The sequence below is a fragment of the Candidatus Uhrbacteria bacterium genome (assembly GCA_016699205.1).
In the GTDB taxonomy this organism is placed as follows: Bacteria; Patescibacteriota; Patescibacteriia; order 2-12-FULL-60-25; family 2-12-FULL-60-25; genus CAIXDN01.
The window spans coordinates 684,528-705,194 of record CP064964.1; the positions used below are offsets into that span (position 1 = coordinate 684,528).

At 50.3% G+C, this 20,667-nt stretch carries 5 protein-coding genes; all 5 read left to right on the forward strand.

Translation table 11 applies throughout. The annotated features are described in order from the left end of the window. The first annotated feature begins 28 nt into the window (after nucleotides 1-28). The 5 genes from IPH19_03380 (at nucleotide 29) to IPH19_03400 (ending at nucleotide 20,559) form a co-directional block, all read left to right on the forward strand. Complete coding sequence (locus IPH19_03380; GenBank protein ID QQR60431.1) at nucleotides 29-9,538, forward strand: hypothetical protein; 9,510 nt, start codon at nucleotides 29-31, stop codon at nucleotides 9,536-9,538. 176 nt (nucleotides 9,539-9,714) lie between these two features. Beyond that, nucleotides 9,715-16,362, forward strand: coding sequence for a hypothetical protein (locus IPH19_03385; GenBank protein ID QQR60432.1), 6,648 nt, complete (start codon nucleotides 9,715-9,717; stop codon nucleotides 16,360-16,362). Next, a complete protein-coding gene (locus IPH19_03390; GenBank protein QQR60433.1) occupies nucleotides 16,313-17,218 on the forward strand; it encodes a hypothetical protein in 906 nt (301 codons plus the stop codon). The genes IPH19_03385 and IPH19_03390 overlap by 50 nt, the downstream gene beginning before the upstream one ends. Nucleotides 17,219-17,365: 147 nt before the next feature. Next, the gene (locus IPH19_03395; protein ID QQR60434.1) at nucleotides 17,366-19,771 is read left to right on the forward strand and encodes a tetratricopeptide repeat protein; all 2,406 of its coding nucleotides are present in this window, start codon (nucleotides 17,366-17,368) and stop codon (nucleotides 19,769-19,771) included. A gap of 8 nt (nucleotides 19,772-19,779) precedes the next feature. Then, nucleotides 19,780-20,559 carry a hypothetical protein gene (locus IPH19_03400; protein ID QQR60435.1) on the forward strand — a complete coding sequence of 260 codons (780 nt, stop codon included), beginning with the start codon at nucleotides 19,780-19,782 and terminating at the stop codon, nucleotides 20,557-20,559. The last annotated feature ends 108 nt before the right edge of the window (nucleotides 20,560-20,667 follow it).

Consider the following 20,667-nt stretch of genomic DNA (forward strand, 5'->3'; position numbering starts at 1 on the left):
ACTAGAAAGCAGATTCCACAGCGTTGACATGCCCCGTTCCCTTCGTCCTTTTTTGATCGCTTTCACCCTCCTTCTTGGTGGGTTGTTTCTGTCTTCCTCGGCTGTCTTGGCTGCTCCTCAGATCAACAATCAGATCAACTACCAAGCCCGCCTCATGGATAGCTCTGGCTTCCCGGTGGCTGATGGAAACTACTCCGTCTATCTTTCGTTATACGACGCATCGACTGCAGGTACTCGTCTTTGGACAGCGACCGGTACCTTGGCGACTCCAACGCCGCTCACCGTGAATGTCCAGAATGGTCTCTTCACCGTTCTTCTTGGCGATACGTCTGCTGCAGGGGGAAGTCAGAACACGCTCGATACCGTGAACTGGAACTCCGACCAGCTCTACCTTGGCGTCACTATCAACGCTGATGCTGAAATGAGCCCTCGAAAGCGCTTTGCTTCTGCTCCTCAGGCTTTCAATGCCAGACAATTGCAGGGGATGTATGCCTCGAGTACGGCATCCGGGGGGCAAACACTCTTCACCCTCAATCAAACCCAGAACGATGCCGCTACGGGAACCCGTTCCACTCTCGATGTTCGATCCAATGGAACCTCTAACTCCAATGACTTCTTGATTCGAGGCATCAATGATGCAAACGCGGTCGTCTTTTCCATCAATCGCCAAGGATCAGTCACGTCTACCAATGTTTTTGTCAGTGGCCTGACAAGTTCCACCAACCTGAACGCCAACATCGCTTCCTTTGCGACCGCAACCGTTGCCGGACAGGGGATTTGTCTCTCCAATGGACAGTTCTGTTCCACGGGATCAGTCGCTGAAGCCGATACGCTTCAGACCGTATCCAATCGCGGAAGCTTTACCACCACCACCCTTACCTTGTTTGGCGGGCTTACAACTTCCAACATCACAGCGACGGGTACTCTTAACGTGACGGGTGCTTCAACGCTTGCCGGAGTTACGTTTACGAATGCGACGGGCATCAATGCAACGACAACCAATTTGTTTGCAGCGAATCTTCTTTACACGGCGTCGACGGGTACTTCTGCCTTTGTTTCCTCTTTTGGCTTTACGACGGCTTCCGGTACCAGCTTCACGGCAAATATCGGTACGTTTGCAACGGCGACCGTGGCAGGACGAGGCGTCTGTCTTTCTGATGGTACTTTCTGTCCCGCATCGACAACGATTGAGTCTGACACGCTGCTTACTGTATCCAACCGCGGTTCCATTGCTACTTCAACATTGACGCTTTTTGGCGGGTTTGTGGCTGCGAGCTCGAGTGTGACGGGGACGTTGAATATTTCCGGGTCACTTTCTGTTACTGGAACCTCCAATCTTCAATCCGTTCACTTCACTCATGCGACGGGTACGAGCGTGACATCGACGAACGTTACGGCCAACATCGCTTCCTTTGCGACAGCGACCGTGGCGGGTCAGGGGATTTGTCTCTCCAATGGCGTGGGTTGTGTGCCGGCGGCAGGTGAAACCGATACACTTGCCATAGTTACCAACCGTGGTTCATTTGCGACAACTACGGTTACACTTTTTGGTGGACTTACAGTCTCAAACATTATTGCGACTGGTACCTTGAACGTGAGCGGGGTGTCTTCTTTAGCTGGTCTTACATTTACGAATGCGACGGGTGTAAACGCTACGACGACGGGATACCTCTCTTTCAATGTCGCAAGCGGCACAACGTTACTAGCTAATGCACTTAATTTTGGTTCAGGTGCGGGAGGCTCGCTCAATATCACGACAGCGCTTACGGTTAACGGTGTTAACGTGTGTTTGCAGGACAATACGAACTGTCCGGTATCGGGAGGGAGTGCTAGCGATGGCAACTGGGTATTCAACTCGAGTACGCAGCAGCTCTATCAGGTTACGACGACGCTTGATGTCCTGATTGGCGGTTCAAGCCAGCCAAGCTCGCCATTTGTTTTCCTGAATAACACTACTGATTCCCGTTTGGTGGTCGGTGGCGGAACAGCCTTGGCCGATGTGGTTATTGGCGCGGCGACATCAAGCGGTTTGAATACGGCTTTCCAGTTAACGGGGGACGACTTATTTGTTCAGGGAAATATTGGATCTGTTTCTTCCGTGTATACAAATGGCGCCTTTATTGCCGGAAGCGGATCAACAGTTTTTGGCAACGGCTATATCAACAAGAATGATGGCAATCTCACGATTGATGCTTCTGGAGGTTTCATAACGCCTTCTGTCGATCTAGCCGTAAGTCTTGGATCGGTGACGAACCGTTATAATGGCGTGTTTGGTAATACAACAAGTACTCACACGACAACGACTAGCTCATTTGTATCGACAATGGGTTTTCAGTCGGCGACAGGTCTAACGCTCATTGCTAATACGGCCACGTTTGCCACGGCCACTGTTTCAGGCCAGGCGATCTGTCTATTTAATGGTGTTGGTTGTCCCGTCAACAACGCGCTAACAGAAACCCTTCAGTCTGTTACGGCCCGCGGCAGCTTCACGACCACCACAGCTCAGTTCTTTGGCGGTTTTGTCGCTGCTTCCTCGAGTGTTACTGGTACGTTTGGGGTTGCAGGATTTTTGAATGTAACTGGTTCTATGGACGTTGCTCTTACGGCAACTTCAAATCCTGTCTCGATTAAAGTTTCTTTTCCGAATGCAAATGATCGATCGAGCGGCTTGTCTATTTCTACTGTCGGGTCTTCAACGGGCTTAATTGCTCAAAAGATTCGAGCTTTTGGTCAGGATTTAAGCGCATTCGCGTTCACTGACGACATTACTGATCCTGTTTCAGCGAGTGGCGCATTGGCGTATTACAGTCATACTAGCAATGCCTTTGCTCTTAGTTTGTTGGAGGCTGGTTTATCGATGTCTGATCTCACTCTCTACAATACGAACAATGGTGGAACCCAAAGTCGTGCCGCGGTAGAGATTAAGAATAATGCCGGTGTTTCATCTACGGCTGCTCTCAGACTGGCTAATGACATCGATTCGGCCGGAATCGTACAACATGTCGGCGTTGGTTGTCCTGAGGGCCTTGTGTATGCAGAGCCTGGAAGTATTTTCTTCAACAATGGAGGCACGACCGCGGGTACTCAAGCATATCTTAAAACTGCTGACGCTGGTTCGAATGGTTGGGTGGGTATCGTGACTTTGGACATGCTTGCATCTGGCCTCGACACCCTCCAGTCGGTCACCGCACGCGGCAGCTTCACGACCACTACGGCCCAGTTCTTTGGAGGGTTTGTAGCTGCTTCCTCCTCCGTCACGGGTACGTTTGCCGTTGTTGGTACAAGCACCCTTTTGCGCGATGTCTATGTCGGTACCTCTACCTACGATGTTTTCCTGAACTCCGACTTTGTCCTTGATGGCAATGATCTGTTTGCCGCCGACAATATTGGTTCGGTTTCCTCGATCTTCTCCAATGGCATGCTCGTTACCGGAGAAACTGATCCAACTTTATTTGGAAATGGATTTATTAAGGATATTGGCGCTTTGGTTATCTCGACTCAATACGATTTCTTTAATCAACCATCCATTACTCTTCGAGCTAGTGATACCGTCTCTGCTCCCGCTGGTGATATCAATATTCGAGCGGGTGACGCGAGCGGTGGCCCTCCGGCGGGTAATATCTATTTAACTCCTGGAGATGCTGATTTTGGTAACCCTGGTCATCTATATTTCCAGCCAGTCACAGGATCTTCTAATACTCCTCAGTTCCGCTTTACTTCTGTTGGCGGCGGCTTTATCAGTCTTGAATCTCCAAGTACTTCCAACTCTGTCAATTTTGTCTTGCCGTTTGCCGATGGAGCTTCTTCTACCGTTATCGGAACAAATGGTTCTGGTGCGCTTACCTTTGTCTCTGTCTGTCTGACGGATGGGACGAATTGTCCGGCAGGGATCGGATCTGATCTTAATTGGACCTTTAATCTTGCCAGTGATTTTGTACGTAATGCGACGGCTACAACGGATATTGCCATCGGTTCATCGACGATCGGCAATGCGCCATTCGCCTTCTTGAATAACACGACGACTTCACGTTTGCTGATCGGACAGAATACGACAACCGGAGCCCGCGCCGACCTCGTGATCGGTGCCACGACTTCAAGCGGCATGAACACCGCGTTCCAGCTCACGGGTGATGATCTCTTTGTGGCTGGCAATATCGGTTCGGCATCGAGCGTGTATACCAATGGCGCCTTTATTGCAGGCAGCGGATCGACTTTGTATGGAGATGGATATATTGCCCGTACCACTGGCGACATCGTCGTGAGTGCTTCATCGAATGTCTTTAGACCAAGTGCAAACAACACATTGAACCTCGGATCGGTCACAAGCTCATTCCGCAATATCTACGCGTCAGGAACTATTGCGTTTGGAACAGCAAGCGGATCGGCTCTCAACCTTGTTAACCCTGTCTTTACTCTTGCGACCAGCTCCAATTTCACCACGTTCCCGACCGGAGTCGCTGTCCGCAACAATATCGCCTATCTCGCCGACAGCAACTTTGTTGCACTCGACGTATCCAATCCTTCTAATCCGACCCTCATCTCAACCCTCGCTTCCGTGAATGCTAGCGACCTCACGCTTGCCGGGGACTATGCCTATGTGGCTGCTGATGGTCTCAAGATTATCGACATTTCCCGACCGGGCCGTCCGGTTCAGGTCGGCTATTACGCTAACGGTCTCGGCAGCACCAAACCTGTTATCTCCGGCCAGTATGCCTATATGGGAGGCCAGGATTTCCAGATCGTTGATATCTCAAGTCCGACAGCTCCGACGTCTACGGCGATTGTTACCCTTACAGGTTCTGTCGGAGGCGTTGATGTACAGGGCAAGTTTGCTTACGTTGCTAATGATACGACCTTCCGTATCTACGACATCACGGACCCTTCCAATCCAACGGCAACTGGTACGCTCGGCGGCTTTAACAACCTTGGAACGGTGATCGTGTCTGGCCAATATGCCTACGTGGTTAATGATGGAGCCGATGTTGTTTCCATCGATATTTCGAACCCGGCTGCTCCGGTGTCACTCGATACCTATTCACCTGTCATTTCGCTTCAATTGAATGACATTACTCTTTCTGGCCGCTATCTCTACCTCTCCAAGCATGTTGATGGCATTGAAGTCCTTGATATTACTGATCCAAATGGCCTCATCAAGATCGCTGAATACAATACTCCGGGTGCCGCTTTTGGCATGATGATTTCTGGCAAGTACCTCTATGTGGCCGACTTTGGAAGCGGTCTCGCTATTCTTGATCTTGGTGGCGCCGATATCTCGAGTGCCAAGATCGGATCGCTTGAGATGGGCTCGGGTCAGGTTCTTAACAACCTCGATATCGGCGGACGTCTCAATGTGGCTGGAGGTATTCTTGCCGGTATTGAAGGCGTGTTCTCACGAGGTCCGCTGGTTGGGTCATCGGTTATTGTGGGGGCGACAAGCTTTGCTACTTCGTCACGTACAGGTATCTCGAGTAACGGCAAGCAGATCGCCGTACATAATGGGATTACAGCCATTTATGACGGTGAACTTATTACCTCGTCTCAGCTTGTCTATAATATTTCTGACCCGGTGGTTCCGGTAAATATTGCAAATATTCTTGCTGCAAATGATGTAGGAGATCTTGTATTTAAAAATGATTACCTTTACCAGGTTGGCGCAACGATTAACGTGTACGACATATCAAGTCCATCAAGTCTTGAGCTCGTTGCGACATCTACTGGTAATGCGCCTTATGCCGCTTTTCTCTCAGGTGGTTATCTCTATGTTACTCGAGATGCGAGATTGGCTATTTATGATATTTCTGATGCTACGCGTCTAACTGAACTAGGGACCGCGCAGCTCCCGTGTACTCTTTGTCTTGTTGGCAGCAACCAGACGAATGGCTTGTATGTGAAAGAGCGCTATGCATACATGACGGATATTGGAACCGATAATTTTTATATTATCGATGTAAGTGATCCGTATTCACCGACGCATACTTCCTATATTTCGGGTTTTAGTAATCCTCAAGGTGTCGTTGCAGAAGGGAACTATGCTTATATGGTTGAAAGCGGCTCCAATGAACTTACTATCATTAACATCGCCTCTTCAACGGAGCCTTTTGTTGCTCGTTCCGTGCCATCGAGTCAGTCTGCACCTACTGAGGTCGCACTTTCAGGCAACTATCTCTATGTCGGAGGCTCGACAGGAGTAGCGGTTTTTGATGTTTCAAGCTCCACTAATCCATTCTTAGTGACAACGCTTGCATCGGGTAGTGTTCAAGATATGCAGGTTGAGGGCAATCAGTTACATGTTGGTACAGCAAGCGCCTATTTCATCTATGAGATGCCAAGTATTACTGCCCCCGCCATGCTCGTCGGTTCCGTCCAGGCAGGCACAGGTTTGATTGAAAATGACTTCACGATCGGCAATCAGCTGTATGTCGGTGGAGGCATTCATGCCGGAGGCAGCATCATGGCACGCGGTTCCATCAGTGCCTCTGATATCGATGTTTCCGGATTTGGTTCCGCAACAGCCGTACGTACCGTCCGTGTTGCCAGCCAATCAGTATATGCCGCCGGCGACTATGTCTATACGACGAATGATGCGAGTACGCGCGTCCATCAGATTTCTATTGCCAACCCAGAGTTCGCAACCAATACGGCGGCTGGCGTGCTTTCCTCTGCAAGCGGACGCGACTTGTTTGTGGCTGGCGGCTATCTCTATGTCGCTCAAGGCACCAACGGCCTTGCGATCTTCAGTACGGAGAATGCTACCGGCGTTCTCAGACAGATCAGTACAACCACCGGTCTTGGAACGGCTCATGAGGTATTTGTCTCCGGCCGCTATGCATATATTGCTGCGCTTGGTACGGGTGTGGAAGTGGTTGATGTCGGCAATCCGTATACTCCTGTCCTGAAGGAGACCTTTGATGGCAGCGGTACGAATTCCTCCCAAGGCGTTTATCTCCAGGACCGCTATCTCTATGTCGGTGATGGTGCTGACGGTTTGCGTATTCTTGATGCCTCGGATCCGGTCGATCTCCGCCAGATCGGTATTCTTAATACGGCCGGTTCTGCAGAAAAGGTGTTCGTGTCAGAAGGCATCGCTTATGTCACGGATGATACCAACGGTCTTGTGATCGTCGATGTCTCCAACCCGGCAAGCCCTCGACTGCTCTCAACGGTTCCCCCGATTTCTAGTGGAAATATTTCCAATGTCACGAAAGCAGGTGACTATCTGTATGTGACATCGGATACGGGTTTGGGCAGCGTTGATAACTTCCGTGTCTTTGATGTTTCGAGTTCCACGCGTCCGGTTCTTGTGTGGGGCTTCAATGGTCCGGGGTCTCCGGCTGGGGTGGATGTGAAGGGACGCTATGCGTATGTCGGTGATGGCGAGCTCTTGCATGTGATCCGTTTACCGGGTGTTGACGCTCCTTCTGCGAATATCGGCTCTTTGTTTACGGGTCAATTGAATGTGGCCGAAGGTGCTGATATCGGCAGCTATCTCAATGTGAAGACGGGGCTCAGTGTCGGCAATGGCGGTATTCAGGTTCAGGGTCCTTCCACGATCACTGGTTCTTCCACGGATGCTATCCTCCGCGTTCGCAATGCCTACAACTCAAGTACCACGCCATATACGGCATGGGGTATCTTGGTTGATTCGATTGCTGTTTCACCTTCTTTCAACGTTCCTCCAGCTAACCGTGATTCTTGGTCGATGTATATCGATTATTCTTCTTCATCCAACCGTGGCGGTCTCTGTGTTGATGATGCAATCACTGGCGGCGGTTGTCCGATTTCCAACATTGGCGGCCGCTCGATCATGACGGATGCAGGTATCACGGCGAATGCCTTTGACTTGGCTGAGCGTTACTCGGTATCTGGTACGGCTGAAGGCGGAGATCTCCTTGTTCTTGAAACATCGACATCTACGATGGTTACGAAGCATTCGGGCACGATGTATGATCCGAAACTCATCGGTATCGTCTCCTTGAATCCTGGATTTGAACTCGGCTGGTTCAATCCTTCCAGTACCGATGTCGCTGTTGCCCTTACGGGCCGCGTTCCGACCAAGATCTCGATGAACAATGGTCCGGTTCAGATTGGCGATCCTCTTACGTCTTCCGATGTCCCTGGCTATGCCATGAAGGCGACGAAGCCGGGTATGATTATTGGTCACGCGCTTCAGAGCGTGTCTGCTACGGGTACGGCTGAAGTATTTGTTGCTGTCGGGTATTGGGCGGGATCTATTTTAGCAACGGATGGCACAATTACCACGATTCATGACGATCTCACGATCACCGCTTCCGTATCTGCTACTGATTTAAACCCGACTTCCGATTCATGGGGCCTTACTTTCCGTGGTGAGGCTTGGGATGCATCTTCAACATCGGTTGTAGCCTCATCTTTTACGCTGTTGACGGATATTCTTTCTGCAACAACTTCGCGCTTTAGTATTCGGTCAACATCAGGAACGGATTTGCTTTCGATCGACCAGGTAGGAAATGCCTCTGTTGCAGGTAGTTTGTCAGTTGCAGGTAAGTTTTATCCTTCCTCTAAAGGCGGGGGGCTACAAGATGATTGGTATGTATTTGTCGATGATACATCATCGACGGCTGCATATATTTCAACCAATGCAGAAGGTTGGCAGAGTATGGATACGTATGATTTTGCGGAGCGCTATTACTCACCGGATTCACTTGAGCCGGGTGATGTGGTCATCGTTTCCGATTCAGGACGCATGCATGTACAGCGCTCAATGAACGATAAGGCTATGGTATTGGGTATCGTATCGACTCGTCCTGCGTTTATTGCGGGACGTCCGGCAACATCGACATATCCAATCGCGCTTTCTGGCCGTGTACCGACCAAGGTTTCTGGTATGAACGGTGCTGTTAAGGCAGGTGATCCGTTGGCTCCGACATCGATTCCTGGAGTTGTTGCTAAGGCAATTCATACAGGACCGATCGTTGGTTTGGCCTTGGAAGATTACGATCAGACGAATGTCGGTAGTATTGAGGTGTTTGTGAATCCGGGTTGGTGGACCAATCAAGCCGAGACAAATCAGGAAACGATTATCAATAATACGGTTATTAATAACGTTACTTCAGGTGTGACGCGTCGCGGTGTCGGTATGATCGTTGCTGGCTCAAAGCGCGTACATATCAGCTTTGACTCGATCGGCGCCTATCCGTTTGTACAGGTCACACCGCGTGGCTTGATTCAGGGTAATTGGGGTACGGATGGATATAGCGATACGGGTTTCGATATCTTGATGTCAGCTGAACAGACATTCGATGCTTACTTCTCATGGCAGGTGGAGCCGTTACAGGGAAGTGATCGATTGAATTTATCGGACGGCACATCTGCAGACATTGATCCTGTGACGGGTTTACCTTTTGGTTTTACGACACCAACAACGACGGAATCGATTATTGAGGAGTCTCCGATGACGACTTCGACTGAAGCTTTGTCGGGAAGCGAATCGACCTCCACTGATTCTGTTACTGGGTCAACAGATTCAGAGGCATCCGCAACATCAAGTGAAGCGATCTAGTCTGGGTAGTTTGAAATTGCGTGTACACAGTTGGACACAGGTTATCCACATAGTGAAGATAATATAGGTAACGTAGAAAATTATCGTTTACCTTTTGTTTTAGCTAACTTTCGTCTCATTGATTAATTAATCATACAATTGAAGTAGGCTAAGAGTTCACACTTTTGGTCATCGACATGCCCCGTTCCCTTCGTCCTTTTTTGATCGCTCTCACCCTCCTTCTCGGTGGGTTGTTTCTGTCTTCCTCGGCTGTCTTGGCTGCTCCTCAAATCAACAATCAGATCAACTATCAAGCTCGCCTCATGGATAGCTCGGGCTTCCCAGTGGCTGATGGAAACTACTCCGTCTATCTTTCGTTATACGACGCATCGACAGCAGGTACTCGTCTTTGGACAGCGACCGGTACCTTGGCGACTCCAACGCCGCTCACCGTGAATGTCCAGAATGGTCTCTTCACCGTTCTTCTTGGCGATACGTCTGCTGCAGGGGGAAGTCAGAACACGCTCGATACCGTGAACTGGAACTCCGACCAGCTCTACCTTGGCGTCACTATCAACGCTGATGCTGAAATGAGCCCTCGAAAGCGCTTTGCTTCTGCTCCTCAGGCTTTCAATGCCAGACAATTGCAGGGGATGTATGCCTCGAGTACGGCATCGGGGGGGCAAACACTCTTCACCCTCAATCAAACCCAGAACGATGCCGCTACGGGAACCCGTTCCACTCTCGATGTTCGATCCAATGGAACCTCTAACTCCAATGACTTCTTGATTCGAGGCATCAATGATGCAAACGCGGTCGTCTTTTCCATCAATCGCCAAGGATCAGTCACGTCTACCAATGTTTTTGTCAGTGGCCTGACAAGTTCCACCAACCTGAACGCCAACATCGCTTCCTTTGCGACCGCAACCGTTGCCGGACAGGGGATTTGTCTCTCCAATGGACTGTTCTGTTCCACGGGATCAGTCGCTGAAGCCGATACGCTTCAGACCGTATCCAATCGCGGAAGCTTTACCACCACCACCCTTACCTTGTTTGGCGGGCTTACAGCTTCCAACATCACAGCGACGGGTACTCTTAACGTGACGGGAGTCTCTACTCTTGCTGGAGTTACGTTTACGAATGCGACGGCGACAAGCGTTACAAGTACCAATGTGTTTGGTGTAAATGGTGCCTTTACAAATCTGACAGTGGATAGTCTGGGTGTCGTTGGCATCACATGGACGAACGCGACAGGTACGAACACCACTTCAACAAATCTTTTTGCTTCGAATCTTTTGTTTTCGAATGCCGCTGGTGGAACACTGCTTGCGACGACGGTTTCTACAACCAACCTTACTGTTACCGGTCAGCTCGTCTGTTTGGCTGATGGAACGAATTGTCCGTCAGGAACCTCGCCGAATCTCCAGACGGTGACGAATGCCGGCAATACGACCACCAACGCGATCCAGTTTGCTGGAGGCACCTCGACGGGAAGCTTTGTTTTTAATGCGACCGCGACCGTCAGCGGAACGCTTGTCTCATTGTCGGTTACTACAACTGATCTTTTCGCGAATAACGCTTTTTTTGCAACAGCAACCGTTTCCGGTCAGGCCGTTTGTCTTGCAAATGGTGTTGGTTGTCCAATCGGTACCGTGCTTAACGATACGCTTCAATCTGTCACGGCTCGCGGTTCCTTTACGACCACCACCGCCCAGTTCTTTGGCGGGTTTGTGGCTGCAAGCTCGAGTGTGACGGGGACGTTGAATGTTGCGGGAAGCGCTAACCTGCTTCAGAACGCCTATGTTGGTACTTCTACATATTCTGGAGGTCTAAACTCGCTGTTTGCTGCAGACGGCAATGATTTATTTGTTGCAGGAAGCATTGGTTCGGTTTCATCGATCTATACGAATGGGTCGTTTGTCGCCGGTAGCTCGTCAACTATCTATGCCGATGGTTCAATTACAAAGACAAACGGAATACTTGAAATTCAAGCTTTTAGCTCGCTTACAGGAGATTATGGTGATCTAGGTTTGCGAGCTGGCGATGGGATCGTTGGTTTAGAGGATGGTGGCGCTGCATTTATGACGGCTGGCGACGGCGCTTCTGGTGGTGATGGTGGTTGGGCGCAGGTTTTTGCTGGAAATAGCGGTACATCGAGCGGTGATCTCGCGGGAACGGCCGCCTTGGTAGGTGGCAGCGGTGTTGGTCTTGGTGATGGCGGAGATGTGTTGCTTCAATCTGGCGGTGCAAATAATGGTGTTGCAGGGGACATTCAGCTTAATGCTGGAAGTGATAGTACTGGCTTTGATCAATCAGGGTCTATCTATCTTCGCCCGGGCATTTCTTCTGCTGCCAGTTCCTTGAATGATGCTGCTACGTTTGTGATGATTCAAGATGCAAATAATACAGACATCACGGCACAGTTGCGTTTTGGTGAGCTTGCAGGTTCTAACGATGATTTTGTTGGTTTTAGAGCTGCAAATACTCTTGCATCAAGTACGATTTGGATTCTGCCGCAGTTTACCGGTGCATCCGGTACTGTGATTGCGACGGATGGAAATAATCAACTCTATTTCTCAAGCGTCTGTCTCACGGATGGCACCAATTGTCCGGCTTCTTCTGGCCTCGACACCCTCCAATCGGTCACGGCTCGCGGCAGCTTCACGACCACTACGGCCCAGTTCTTTGGTGGATTCGTCGCAGCTTCATCCTCGGTCACAGGTACCTTTGTCGTCGTCGGTTCTACCTCGCTCCGCAATGTCGACTTCACAACGGCTACCGGTACTTCGGTCACCACGACTAACCTCTTTGCGACATTGGGTGGCTTTACGACCGCTACGGCAACCAATGCGAATATCAACATTCTCTCTGCGGCAACCGGTACGGTTTCTAACCTCAACTTCCGCAATGCGACTGGTACGTTCCTGTTTGCCTCAACAGGTACGTTCGCAACAGTCACTTCATCGTTCTTGTATGCCAATACGGCTAACTTTGCCACAGCTACCGTTTCCGGTGTCGGTATCTGTTTGAGCAATGGCGTTGGCTGTCCGGCAAGCGGTTCCTCTAATGACACCCTCCAGTCGGTCACCGCACGCGGCAGCTTCACGACTACCACGGCCCAGTTCTTTGGCGGCTTTGTGGCAGCTTCCTCTTCTGTCACAGGAACCTTTGCTGTTGCCGGAACAAGCACCCTTTTGCGCGATGTCTATGTCGGTACCTCTACCTACGATGTTTTCCTGAACTCCGACTTTGTCCTCGATGGCAATGATCTGTTTGCCGCCGACAATATTGGTTCGGTTTCCTCGATCTTCTCCAATGGCATGCTTGTTACCGGAGAAACCGGTCCTACCTTGTTTGGAGACGGATTCATCAATCAGACCGATGGCGCGCTCGTTATTTCGGCTGACAGCGCATTCCTGACCCAGCCTTCCATCAGCATTATCGCCGGTGATGTTACTTCTGGTCTTGCCGGTGACGTGAATATCCTGGCTGGCAACGGTCTTGGCGGAAACCCAGCTGGAAATATCTATCTCACGCCTGGTGACTCCCTTGGACAGCCGGGACATCTCTATCTCAATGCTGCAGGCACTTCCAATCAACCGCAATTCCGCTTTGAATCCATCGGTGGAGGCATGGTGAGCTTAGAGGCTCCGAATACCGCTAACACCGAGAACTTTGTCCTTCCATTTGCGGATGGCGCTTCTTCTACCGTCATTGGTACCAATGGCTTCGGAGGTCTCACCTTTGTCTCTGTTTGTTTGACGGATGGCACCAACTGTCCGGCTTCTTCTGGTGTAGCTGACCTTAACTGGACCTTCAACCTCGCTGGAGATTTTGCGCGAAACGCGACTGCAACGACCGATATCGCTATCGGCTCTTCTACCCTAGGCAATGCTCCGTTTGTTTTCCTTAACAATACAACCACTTCACGCTTCCTGATCGGTCAGAACTCCTCGACCGGAGCCGGAGCTGATCTCGTGATTGGGGCCACGACGGCTAGCGGCATGAACACCGCCTTCCAGCTCACGGGCGATGATCTCTTTGTGGCTGGCAATATCGGGTCTGCTTCCAGCGTGTATACCAATGGCGCTTTTATTGCTGGACCTGGATCGACCCATTACGGCAATGGTTATATCAACAAGAATGATGGATCGCTGACGCTCTCAGCAAGCCTTGGTATTGTTGCTTCAAGTCGCCTTGATGCTCGCTATCTAAATCGCTGGTTTCTTTCGCCGCTCTTGAAGACGGCTGTGAATGGCGGCAAGAGTGTTCGTGTTCCTGTCGGTAACTCTCCTACAAACGCTGCTTTTGATGGCAGCCATATGTGGGTTGTGAATGCTGCTTCTAACAACGTTTCCAAGATTGATATTACGACCAATACCGTTGTTGCGACGACGACGGTTGGAACAAATCCTGTTGATATTGCTTTTGACGGTACGTACATGTGGGTGGTCAACCAATCTTTTGGCAACGTTTCCAAGATTGATATTACGACCAATACCGTTGTTGCGACGACGACGGTAGGAGCAGGTCCTAATGCTGTTGCCTTTGATGGAACACACATGTGGGTAGCTAACACAGGCTCTAACAACGTTTCCAAGATTGATATTACGACCAATACCGTTGTTGCGACGACGACGGTTGGAACAGGTCCTAGCGGCATTGCGTTTGATGGCACCCATATGTGGGTTGCTAATACTACTTCCGCTAATGCTAACAAGATTGAGATCGTAAGTAATACCGTTGTTGCGACGACGACGGTAGGAACTGGTGCTTTAGGTATCGCGTTTGATGGCAGCCATATGTGGGTTGCGAATCAAACACAAGATACCATCTCTAAAATTGATATCACGGCTAATACCGTTGTTGCGACGATGACTGGAACGTCTCCTAATAGTCTCGCGTTTGATGGCACCCATATGTGGGTGACGAAGGGTATCGCAGCTGATGTTATAAAGATTGATGTTAATACCAACGCTGCTGTTGTCGTTACATCAACAAATGGAGTAGCTGCAAACGGCATTGCGTTTGATGGCACCCATATGTGGGTGACGAACGGTGGTAACAATAATGTCATCAAGCTTCCTGTTGGTGGTGGGAATGGAGCAGATATGAACTTTGGCGTGAACCTCGTTCCTACGTCAAATGACACTTTCGATCTTGGTACGTCTGCGCTTGAATTTAGAAATGGTTTCTTTAGCGGAACCGTCTCTACGACCAATGTTACCGTCGGAGGATTCAATGTTTGTCTCTCTAACGGTACGAATTGTCCAGCTTCAGGTACAGAGACGCTGCTTACGGTGTCGAATCGAGGCGCATTAGCGACAAGTACTCTTACGCTCTTTGGCGGGTTTGTAGCCGCAAGCTCAAGCGTAACCGGGACGTTGAGTGTGGGAGGGGCGCTCAATGTGACAGGAACCGTGAATATCTTGTTACCATCGACTTCAACGCCATTTTATATTGACGCTCCTGCTCCAACCGATTTTGAACTGTCACAGTTATTGTCGATTTCTACGACGGGATCGGAAGGATTTTTAATCGGTAATTTCAATCTCTTTGGTTCGGTTAATGCTACGCTGTTAAATTTTACGAAAGATTTGAATGATCCGGTCAATGCTGCCGGTTCGAGAATCTCCTATTATAACGAGTTCAATCAGATGTCTTTTGGAGTGAATGCCTCTGGTTCAAACGCAACGGTCTTAGAGTTAACTGATAATGATGCCATGTTAAACGGCTTCGGAGCGGAAGCAGCCATGACGATCCGTAAATATACGGATACAAGAACGTCCTCGATGATTCATTTGTGGAACTTGGGTTCAAATTCCGGAGAAGTCACGGTTAATGTTGGTTCTAGTGATCCAAATGATGTCGTGAATGCACAAATTGGAAGTATTTATTTCCGTCAAAACAGTACCGCTTCCGGCACGCAGGCTTATCTCAATAAGGGGTCGGCGACAAGTTGGTATGGCATCGCAACATTAGACATGCTTCCTTCGTCATCGACATTCTCACAAACGCGGACATTCCTCGCGAACCGCACCACGAGCACCCTTGCTGAACCAAGTAATTTTACGATGACGATCGGTTACTCTTCTGCCACGACTTTTGGAGGTTTGTGTATCGATGATACGTTTAGCGGTACAGGCTGTCCTACGACAAATATTAATGGGGCTTCGATTATGGCGGACGGACCCATCTTGGCAAATGCGTTTGATATTGCTGAATTTTATTCCGTTACAGGTACGGCTGATGCGGGGGACGTGCTTGTTCTTGATGCATCAAGCACAGCTACTGTTAAGCAGAGCGGCGGTGTTGCCTATGATTCCAAGGTCATCGGTGTTGTCTCTACCGCTCCGGGATTTGTTCTAGGCTGGTCTGGTGGAACGCGCGTTGCCCTTGCTGGTCGAGTGCCAGTAAAAGTTTCGATGAACAATGGACCGATTCAAGTTGGGGACGCATTGGTTTCATCGGATGTTCCTGGATATGCCATGAAGGCCACGCGGCCAGGAATGGTGCTTGGCTATGCGCTGGAAAGCGCGTCTGCGACCGGAACGGCTGAGTTGTTTGTTAATGTAGGTTATTGGGCTGGCATGGCTCTTGCGTCAGATGGATCGATACAGGTTGATGATAGCGGTAATGTATCTGTGATGAATGATCTTCATGTTGGAGGAAGATTGTTTCCGAGTTTGCGAGGAGGGGGAATACAAAATCAGTGGTATTTGTTTGTGAATGCCGATGATCCTACCTCGACTTATATTTCCACAAATGCCGATGGTTTCCAGAGCATGGATACCTATGACTTTGCCGAACGTTATTATTCACCGGATGAGCTTGGAACCAGGTGATTTGGTCGTTGTCTCTGATCATGGCCGCACCCATGTACAGCGCTCGTTGAATGAAGATGATATGTTGCTCGGTATTGTATCGACACGCCCGGCATTTATTGCGGGACGTCCGGCGACATCGACGTATCCTATTGCTCTTTCTGGCCGTGTTCCGACCAAGGTTTCCAGCATGAACGGCGCGATTAAGGCTGGTGATCCGTTGGCTCCGACATCGATTCCGGGTGTCGCGGCTAAGGCGGTCCGTTCTGGTCCTGTTGTCGGTTTGGCGCTTGAGGATTTTGATGGTGCGGAGATCAGCAAGATTGAAGTGTTTGTGAATCCGAATTATTGGGTGAATGAGCAGGAAGTCGCGGAGCAAGAGGATCCAGAGGTCTCTTCTGAGATCGTTGTCAGCCAGGGTAAGCAGGGATTTGCGACGATTAGCGCAGGCGCCAAGAAGGTTCGTATCGAGTTCCCGACACTTAACGCCTATCCGAATGTGCAAGTTACGCCGCGTGGGTCTACGGGCGGGGCTTGGTGGACGGATGGATATTCTGACTCGGGTTTTGAGATCATTATGCAAGAAACCCAGGATCATGACGTCGTGTTTGCCTGGCGCGTAGAAGCTACGACGGGAAGGGATGTTATGCGAATGTCGGACGGTACGTATGCGACGGTTGATCCGTTAACCGGTATGCCGACCGATTGGGTTACGACGAGTACCGAACCGATCGTAGATGAGCCGGAGCCACCTGCATCGCCGACCACGACCGAGCCGATCATCGAAACTCCCGAGGAAATGCCAGAAGTAGAGGAAGAATTTATCTCTGAGGGAGAAATACCTGTTGTTAGCCCCACATCGACAGAGGCTTCTTAGCTGCGTGAGCGTGCTATACTTGTTGAACATTATGCACATGCGTATTACACGTGTGTTATACTCCAATCCAAATAGCACATTATGAGCACTATTTTTTCTCGTTTCGAAGGCTCGCCTAGCGCGAGCAACCCGGAGCCCCTTAAATCAATGCCGGGTGTTTCAAAAGTTCTTAATACGATCATCGACGTTTGTCTTCATGGCGCCGTCTTTTTGATCCCGTTGTTTTTTAGCTCGCTTACGATCGACGTACTTGAGTTGAACAAGCAGACCATCCTCGTCATTTTGGCGACGGTAGCCGGTGTGGCTTGGTTGGGTAAGGCTTTGGCCGACAAGCAGTTTACGATTGTCCGAAGCTGGATTCACTTGGTAGCCGTCCTCTTTGGTCTTGGTTACCTGCTCGTCTCCCTTCTTTCCGGTGACCGCTATCTCTCGATGGTTGGTACGCTTGGACAGATGCCGTGGGCTTTTTCTACGGTTGCAGCTTTGGTGGTGTTTTACGTCGTTTCCGTTCACCGCATCCGCCAGACCTCGCAGGTTTACGACTTTGTTTTCAGCTTCCTGCTTAGCTCGCTTATCGCTGGTGTTTACGGATTGCTGCAGATGTTCGGTATCTTCTTGATTCCGGTCGCTGCTTCCCAGGTAAAGACCTTTACGAGCGTTGGTAGCGTCTTCAGCTTTGCCGTTTACATGACGATTCCGCTTATCATTGCTTCTAGCCTTGCTTTCCATGGCTGCCGAAACAATGTCTGCTTGCTCGGCTCTCAGAAAATGAGCGGGCAGGTTGCTCGTGGAATGGTATGGGCCACGATCGCTGTTTCCTTGATCTCTTTGATCATTGTCGACTACTGGGTCGCTTGGGCTGCATTGCTTTTTGGAACCTTGCTCACGGTTGTTATCGGCTACTTGCGTACGCGTCAGATTGGTTCTCCGGCCAAGCTCGCTATTCCGGGTGTCTTGATCGCGGTTTCGGTTTTGCTCTTGTTCTTCCGCACGCCGATCAACTTGAACTTGCCGTCTGAAGTCTCGCCGTCCGCCATGGCTTCCATGAACATTGCCAAGGAGGCGTTGCGTGAGATGCCGGTGTTTGGTTCTGGTCCGGGTACGTGGATTTACGACTATGCCAAGTATCGCGTACAGATGGTGAACCTTTCACCGTTCTGGAATGTCCGCTTTGATCGTGGTTTCTCGTTCTTCCTTACCTTGCTCGCTACGACGGGTATCGTTGGTGCCGCCCTTTGGCTCCTCCTTATCATCTCGGCCATCGTAAAGAGCGCTGGTCACTTGATGAGCGAGCGTAATGATGATGTTTGGTATGCCTACCTTATCGTCTTCACGGGTTGGTTGACCTTGGTGTTTGTTTCCTTCTTCTACAACTACAACATGGCGCATGTGTTTGCGCTGTGGCTCTTGTTCTCCTTGCTTGGTTCGTTGGTTGGCCGCAACACGATGACTTGGGATGCACGTAAGAGCACGTATGCTTACGGTATTCTCTCGGTCGTGTTCGTGGTCGCTTTGATCGGCGGTATCTCGGTCACTTGGATCTCTGGTCAGCGCTATGTTGCGGATGCTGCATTCACGGGTGCTGTGAATGACTTCCGCGCCGGAAAGCCAGTGGATGAGATCATCGTCAAGATTCAGAAGGCGAGCTCGCTTAACCCGATGCTCGACATGTACATGCGTAACTTGTCGCAGGCTCACTTGATCAAGGCGGCTAACTTGATTCAGGCTGGTGCGTCTGCAGAACAGGTTCCGGCCATTCAGAATGAAATCAAGATGGCTGTCGACATGGGTTTGAACGCCACCAAGCTTGCCCCGGCAAACGTCGACAACTGGTCTAACCTCGGTTTGATCTACCAGAGTGTCGCGAGCTTTACCCGTGGTGCTGATGAATTTGCGATCAAGAACTACGAGGAAGCTACGATGCGTGAACCGCAGAACCCGGTCTTCTTGAACGAAGTCGGTAAGCTTTACTTGCTCCGCTCGGATGCCTATCGCACACAGTTGAATGCTGGTGATGCTGCCGCCCGCGCCGAGACTCAGAAGAACGTGAATGACAACTTGGCTCTTGGCGAGCAGAAGCTTAAGGCTGCTATTGCAGCCAAGCCTGACTATCTTCCAGCCCGCTATCACCTCGGTATTGTTTACGAGCGCCAGGGACGCGTGAAGGATGCGATCACGGAGCTTGAGAATGTCTTGCGTATCAACAATAAGGATCTCGGAGTCGCTTTTGAACTCTCGATTCTTTACTACCGCAACAATCAAAAGAACGAATCGCTTGAGCTCATGCAGCAAGTCTCGACGATCGAACCTTCCAACGTGAATGCCCGCTGGTATCTCTCGGCAATGCTCGAGGAACGCGGCCAGTATCAGGATGCTTTGAATCAGATCAAGCCGTTGGCAGAACAGTATCCGGGTAATGCCGCGATCCAGCAGCGTTTGAACGCTTTGACGACAGCCGTCAACGCCAACTTGCGCCCGGAGACGCGTAACTTGCCAGAGCCGATCCGTGAAGAAATCAACAGCCAGTCCGACATCAACCCGGTTCGTCAGTAAAAAAAACCATGTTTGACCCCCGCAATCTTCTCAAGCGCCTCAATCGCTTGATTGAATCCTTCGTTCCCGAATCGTGGACGCAGGGCGGGCATGAGCAACGCCGGCCGTCTCCGCAGGAGATGCGCCGGCTTCTGCTTTCCGAAGCGAAAACAATCAGCAAGCTTCTTGACTCCGCTTTTAGCGGACATGGTTCTTTGTTGAAAGAGTTGATTGAGGATTTATCTAAAAAGCCAGACGGAATACTTGCAGAACGTTGGGACGTTGTTTGTCAGGAGCTCCTTTCAGTTAGACGAGCACTTTATCGCCTCATTTTGGCCCGTCAGAGTCGTTCTGAATTGTTAAATGAGTGGAATGACTGGGAGAGGCATGCGCAAGTTTCTAAGGGCGATAAAAGTCTCGTACGTTTTGAGCGGCAAGAAATGCTCGCTTCGGAATTACGTTTGAGAGGCATCGAGTTGCCTCGAGCTACCTCACTCAAGGAAGAAAACGAGTCTGCACCAACTCCAGTTGCGAGCGTTGAAATTTCAACGGTATCTGTTGAACCTCCTATCGTTGAAAAAGATGAAGCCGTGAGTTTGGCGGATGATTGGGAGCCGATGTGGCTTTCGCAGGCTGATGAGGCAGCGGATTTTTGGGAGAGCGTGGTTACAGGTGCAGATGCTCCGCATTTGTCTGCTGGGCAATCGATGCGTTTGGCAAAAGGATTCCGGATGGCACAAGGGAATCGTAAGCAGGCAGATCGGGTACGGGGGATTCGTCGTTATCGACTTTCCGCGTTTGGTGCCTAGGGATTGACGGAAGGAGCGCGTTTTGGCATTATTTTCCTGCTCCTGGGCCCGTATCGTTATCACGATCCGGTCCCTCGTCACTCGGTAACAAGAAGATTACTTCTTGTT

Excerpts from the sequence above, each read along its gene's own strand:
- IPH19_03380 (QQR60431.1), top strand. The coding sequence starts at position 29 with ATGCCCCGTTCCCTTCGTCCTTTTTTGATCGCTTTCACCCTCCTTCTT.
- IPH19_03385 (QQR60432.1), top strand. The coding sequence starts at position 9,715 with ATGCCCCGTTCCCTTCGTCCTTTTTTGATCGCTCTCACCCTCCTTCTC.
- IPH19_03390 (QQR60433.1), top strand. The coding sequence starts at position 16,313 with ATGACTTTGCCGAACGTTATTATTCACCGGATGAGCTTGGAACCAGGT.
- IPH19_03395 (QQR60434.1), top strand. The coding sequence starts at position 17,366 with ATGCCGGGTGTTTCAAAAGTTCTTAATACGATCATCGACGTTTGTCTT.
- IPH19_03400 (QQR60435.1), top strand. The coding sequence starts at position 19,780 with ATGTTTGACCCCCGCAATCTTCTCAAGCGCCTCAATCGCTTGATTGAA.